At 58.2% G+C, this 4,648-nt stretch carries 7 protein-coding genes; 3 read left to right on the top strand and 4 right to left on the bottom strand.

The window, feature by feature from the left end; all coding sequences use genetic code 11:
* Positions 1-335: 335 nt before the first annotated feature.
* Together EPJ54_RS19545 and EPJ54_RS19550 are read right to left on the bottom strand one after the other, a co-directional pair.
* A complete protein-coding gene (locus EPJ54_RS19545) occupies positions 336-638 on the bottom strand; it encodes an addiction module antidote protein (protein WP_135213463.1) in 303 nt (100 codons plus the stop codon).
* On the bottom strand, positions 635-916 hold the full coding sequence (locus tag EPJ54_RS19550) for a type II toxin-antitoxin system RelE/ParE family toxin (protein WP_239591044.1): 282 nt from the start codon (positions 914-916) through the stop codon (positions 635-637). The genes EPJ54_RS19545 and EPJ54_RS19550 overlap by 4 nt, the downstream gene beginning before the upstream one ends.
* A 280-nt stretch (positions 917-1,196) precedes the next feature.
* Between EPJ54_RS19550 and EPJ54_RS19555 the strand changes: the two genes are divergently transcribed.
* The gene (locus tag EPJ54_RS19555) at positions 1,197-1,610 is read left to right on the top strand and encodes a hypothetical protein (protein ID WP_135213465.1); all 414 of its coding nucleotides are present in this window, start codon (positions 1,197-1,199) and stop codon (positions 1,608-1,610) included.
* 122 nt (positions 1,611-1,732) lie between these two features.
* Here the strand turns inward: EPJ54_RS19555 and EPJ54_RS19560 are convergent, their stop codons facing one another.
* Complete coding sequence (locus EPJ54_RS19560; RefSeq protein WP_135213466.1) at positions 1,733-2,533, bottom strand: hypothetical protein; 801 nt, start codon at positions 2,531-2,533, stop codon at positions 1,733-1,735.
* 166 nt (positions 2,534-2,699) lie between these two features.
* Here EPJ54_RS19560 and EPJ54_RS20500 point away from each other — a divergent pair, with 166 nt between their 5' ends.
* A complete protein-coding gene (locus EPJ54_RS20500; protein ID WP_420823055.1) occupies positions 2,700-2,882 on the top strand; it encodes a glycine zipper domain-containing protein in 183 nt (60 codons plus the stop codon).
* A 748-nt stretch (positions 2,883-3,630) separates the two neighbouring features.
* On the opposite strand, the gene EPJ54_RS19565 is transcribed toward EPJ54_RS20500, so the two are convergent.
* Positions 3,631-3,933: a hypothetical protein gene (locus EPJ54_RS19565; RefSeq protein ID WP_135213467.1), complete on the bottom strand. Its 303-nt coding sequence runs from the start codon at positions 3,931-3,933 to the stop codon at positions 3,631-3,633.
* Positions 3,934-4,106: 173 nt separating this feature from the next.
* Between EPJ54_RS19565 and EPJ54_RS19570 the strand changes: the two genes are divergently transcribed.
* Positions 4,107-4,511 (top strand): barstar family protein, encoded by a 405-nt coding sequence (locus EPJ54_RS19570; RefSeq protein ID WP_135213468.1) that lies wholly within the window; start codon positions 4,107-4,109, stop codon positions 4,509-4,511.
* Positions 4,512-4,648: the final 137 nt, after the last annotated feature.

Below are 4,648 nucleotides of genomic sequence, written 5' to 3' on the forward strand. Positions count from 1 at the left end.
ATAGCGGCCTCAGCCTAGGGCGAGCACGCACTACCGGGCGGCGCGAGCCGCCGGGCGATGAACTTCGACGAAAGCCTCCGACACAACAGGAGGGGCCGAAGACCTCTCGGACTTTTTCAACAGCATCGGCCCACTGCGGACGTTGGCGCTGTCACCCCGATCGGAGGCTGTCAATGCAGCGGCGCGCGTACTCCGTGGATTGCCCGTTTGGTTCAAGCCGGATGTAAGTCTCGAAGTTTGCAATTGCGCTCTCTCTTAGGCCGTCTTTCTGCTGAGAGATTGCGAGTTGGAGGTAGGAGTAGGCCAGCTTTGGGTTGGCGGTCACCCGAGCGAGCTTAAGCCGCTTGGTGCGAGTCCGTGGTGACTGAAAGGCGAAGGCCCATCGCCTTCAATACACCGAGCAGGGTGGTGAGCCTTGGATTGCCATCGGCGCTGAGCGATTTGTATAGCGCCTCGCGCGCAAGACCCGTGCGCTCGGCGATAGTCGCCATGCCTTTGGAGCGGGCGATGTCGCCGAGGGTGGCGGCGATGATTTGGGCGTCGCCATCTTCCAGCGCCGCTTCAAGATACGCAGCGACCGCCTCGGGCGTGTCGATGTAGTCGGCGCTGTCAAAGGGACGAGAGGTAGCTTTGCTCATTGTTGCGCTTCCTTCCAATCCTTCCAAAGTGCGAGCGCCGTTTCGATATCGCGCGCTTGCGTGGACTTATCTCCGCCGGCGAGGAGAAGGATCAACTCATCACCGTTCGCCGCATAGTAGACGCGATATCCAGGACCGGTATCGATCCTCAACTCACTCACGCCTTTCCCGACCGGGCGGACGTCGCCAGGATTGCCGTTTGCAAGGCGCTTGATGCGCATGTCGATGCGCGCTCGACCCGTGAGATCACGCAGGCCGCGAAGCCATTGGTCAAACACATCGGTTCGCAAAAGTTGCGGCACAACTGCAATGTAATCTATATATTACATCGCGTCAAGTGGCTGGAATCGGCGATCGTGAGCCGAATTGACGGGCAGGGCGCTAGTGGCTGGGATTGAGAGCGGGAGACGCTCAGAAATAATCTCGAATGGCCCGACGCTGGCCCGGAACGGACATTGGTCACGACTGTTGCACGCGTCACATTCCCCACCTTGTTGGCTGGCTAGAGCGTTGCCTCTCGCGCGCGTGACGCGCGCTCACTGCCCATTGAGCGCGCATTTGGAGGATGACGACGTGCACATTGGCAACACTTGTATCGTCGCGGCGGCCGTGTTCGGCGTGATCGGAATGGCTATGGGGCTATTCATGGGAATAGGCGGTGATTTTAGTCTTTCCCACGCTCACTCGCATATCAATCTCGCGGGCTGGGTGACGCTCGCAATCTACGGCCTTTATCATCGAGGCTTTGTCCGAAAGCGGTATTCCCCGGCTTGGATACAAGCTGTGCTGGCGCTCGTCGCCACGCCCATCTTCACCTTGGCGCTGACGGCATATCTGTTGTCTGGGACGCAGATCAAAGCCTTCATAATTGTCGCGATGCTTAGCGGCATTCTGGTTGCGATATCCATGGCGCTGTTCCTGTTCGTCGCAATACAGGACGCGCGTTCTGTGACGGCCAATGCCTCAACGTAGGTCCAGGGCGAACTGGTTGGGGCACTATCGGCGATCGCGCGCCTATGTGAAGGTCAGGAAGTGAATGTCTCGAGCAGAGCGCGCCGGTCACTCGGAAAACTCACCCGATGGCGCACGCAAGATCAGCCTACCCTGGGCCGACTCGCAATTGGCAGAGCCGTCGCAGCCAGTAACACCAACATAAGTGCGAACGTGCCGATGAACGTCAACGGCTGGCTCAAAGACCCGACGAATTGGGTAAGAGGGTTCATCAAGCTGAACTGGGACAGCGACGATCTGATCAGCTCGTTCAGAAGGAAAAACGAGGCCGCCAGCAAGAAGGGCCAGCCGTTGCGCATGTCCTTCACGAAGAACACCAGGCCCACGCCAAGAACGATCGCTTGCCCTGTCATGGCGGCGGTCTGGAACCTGTAGAAGGTCTCCGGACCCTCGATTTTGAATTGAGGGACGAAAGTGATCAGCGCGAAAAAAAGAGCAATGCCCATGAAAAGGACAGTTGTGCTTAAGAGAAATGCGGCGTGCAGTTTCCGCTGTTTTTTCAGCACAAAGGCTAGTCCAATGAGCAATGCCAATTCGAGCGTGCCCATCACGTTCTGAACAATCAGGAAGTCGCCGTCACCTGAGACCAGCCCCCTGTGCGCTGAATGGACCGACAGCATCGCGGTTGTGGCCACCAATATTGGAGCGGCAACCAGCACGACGAGCCCCACTCGTCTATGCGTCGCGTAGCTGCCTCGTTGGATCAGGGTGAGCTGAAACAGCAGCAGGAACATCCAGGCGAAAGCCGTCACCACATGAAGGTGATGATGAGGTTGTGCATGGGACTCAGCGCCGAAATAGATGTCCCAGAACCCCAGGACGCTTATCAGCATGACGGCAGCTATGAGCGCATACTCGAATAAATAACTGCCGACAGCCTTCATCTTCGTCTCCCCCGGAGACGGCTTACCAGGGCATCGGTAGCGTGGCCAGCAAGAGACTTTGTGGAATGACGCTTATCGGCGACGGCGTGCCGAATTGACGGGTAGGGCACGAGCGACGGGTTTGGAGCGGGCCGGTCATTCGAGAAATATTGCTCAGCGCCGGGCCGTGGCCCGAAGCGGACATCGCGCGTCAGGCCTGCTAATTGGTGCCTTTGTTGGTGGACCCTATGGCGCATTAGTTGGCGGTCTTGTTGGCGCGGCCAAGGGTGAGCCCTGGGGAGAAGCAATGCGAGAACGCGTGATGCAGGATCCCATTTGCGCGGCATCGCTAACAGGTTGCTTGCCGTGATCGATACTGTGATCTCCCGGTACAAAGCATCAAACGCGGTGACTCTGTGCTGCGTTGCGTTTGGCCTATTGTTGCTCGCAGGTTATTGGTTGTTGGCGCCACCGCAATCGATGCCCATCGGACATGCTGCGGGACTTGCAGGTATCGCGATCTTTGTGGCGGGATATTACTTCGTCCGATCGGGTCGTATATTTCACGCGCTGGTTTGGCGCGATCGCGAAGCAATCGTGGTTCGGGAAGAGAATGTGCATGGGCTCGGGTGGAGAAGCCTCAGCGTCTCCTCAATCAAGGGCCTAGAGCTGCAAGTCAACGAGGCTGGCAGGGCTCTACTAATAGTGCATCTCAACGCCGGTGGTTTGCTCAAGACTCCGCTAGGGGAATGCATCCGTCGCCGAGCGAGATCGTCGAACGGCTGTCACAAGTAATAGACAAGAAGGTTGTTGTTCCTCCGCCGTAGCCACCGCCCGTGATTTGCTTCTCGCGTGCGGATTGCCGCACCATAGTGGCAGCGTGTTCGCCAATGGGCTCTTGTCTTGTTTCATCGCGCAATCACGCGCGAGAAAAAGTGCATCTAGGCGAAATGTTTCAGATGTGCGCAGATCGTCAGGCATCTGTGACGAACGTCGCTTTTCGGCGACGGCATGCCGGATTGTCGAGCAGGGTGCCAGCGGCTGGAATGGATCGCGCCGGTCGTTCGGAAAAATTCACCGGTGGCTCGGGTCTGGCCCGGCGCGGACTCTCACAGAATCTAGCGTGAGAGCATCGCCATCCCACCGAACACCAGCATGAGGGGGACGGACAATCTCACGAGGTAGATAAGCATGGTGGCTGGGAGGTCGTTGAACCGCCACGGCGACACCGAATACAAGAACCGGAGCGCGCCCCAATTGCGAACGGGATTCGTTGTCATCAACGGCGGAACAGCGATCCCCAGATGCTTGTCGGTGCTAAGCCGGGTGAGTAGGCCACCGAGGATGGCGCTCCCGATTATGTAGGTGAAGCCAAAGGCTACTGCGATGCCGACGGCGGTTGTTTCCGAAAGCGTGGACATGGCTCAACGATATCAGCTGCTATCGCAAGAGTCTGTTTTCGGCGAACTCGCGCCGAATTGACGAGTAGGGCGCGAGCGGCTGAATTGAAGCAAGCACGCCATTCGAAAATATGGCTCCGCGTGGGGCGACGGCCCCAACGGACATTAGGCGTGTCTTGGTGGAAGCTCGTGTCGTGACCAAAGAATACGTAATCGACGGCTCTAAAATCACCTCGCTGGACGCGTTCTATGAGGAGGTCAGCCGCGCGCTCATCCCCGGCCATAAGTGGGGCCGAAATCTCGATGCATTCGACGACATCCTCTCGGGTGGATTCGGGACGCCTGCCGACGGCTTCACGCTCCGATGGTCAAAGTCGTCGTTCTCGAAGGAAAAATTAGGCTACGCCGAGACGGTCCGGTATCTCGAAGAGAAGCTGCGGCATTGTCATGCCAGCAATCGAGATTTTGTTCGCGCCGAGCTTGCCAATGCCCGCGCCAAAGCCGGGCCAACGCTGTTCGACTGGCTGGTTCAGATCATTCGCGACCACGGTCTGGACGGTGAGCAGGCCGAAGACAAGGTTCGGCTCGTGCTCGATTGAACGTCCGAGTTCGGCGTGCGCCGTGCAAAGGCGGCGCTTTCCAGTGGGTGCAAGCCCCACCCGGCAGATGCTCCAGCCGGAAGCGATCGGAGCAGACAGGGAGGTAACGAACTGGCTGAAGCCTTCGATAATCGTGT

Source organism: Vitreimonas flagellata (assembly GCF_004634425.1).
In the GTDB taxonomy this organism is placed as follows: domain Bacteria; phylum Pseudomonadota; class Alphaproteobacteria; order Caulobacterales; family Aquidulcibacteraceae; genus Vitreimonas; species Vitreimonas flagellata.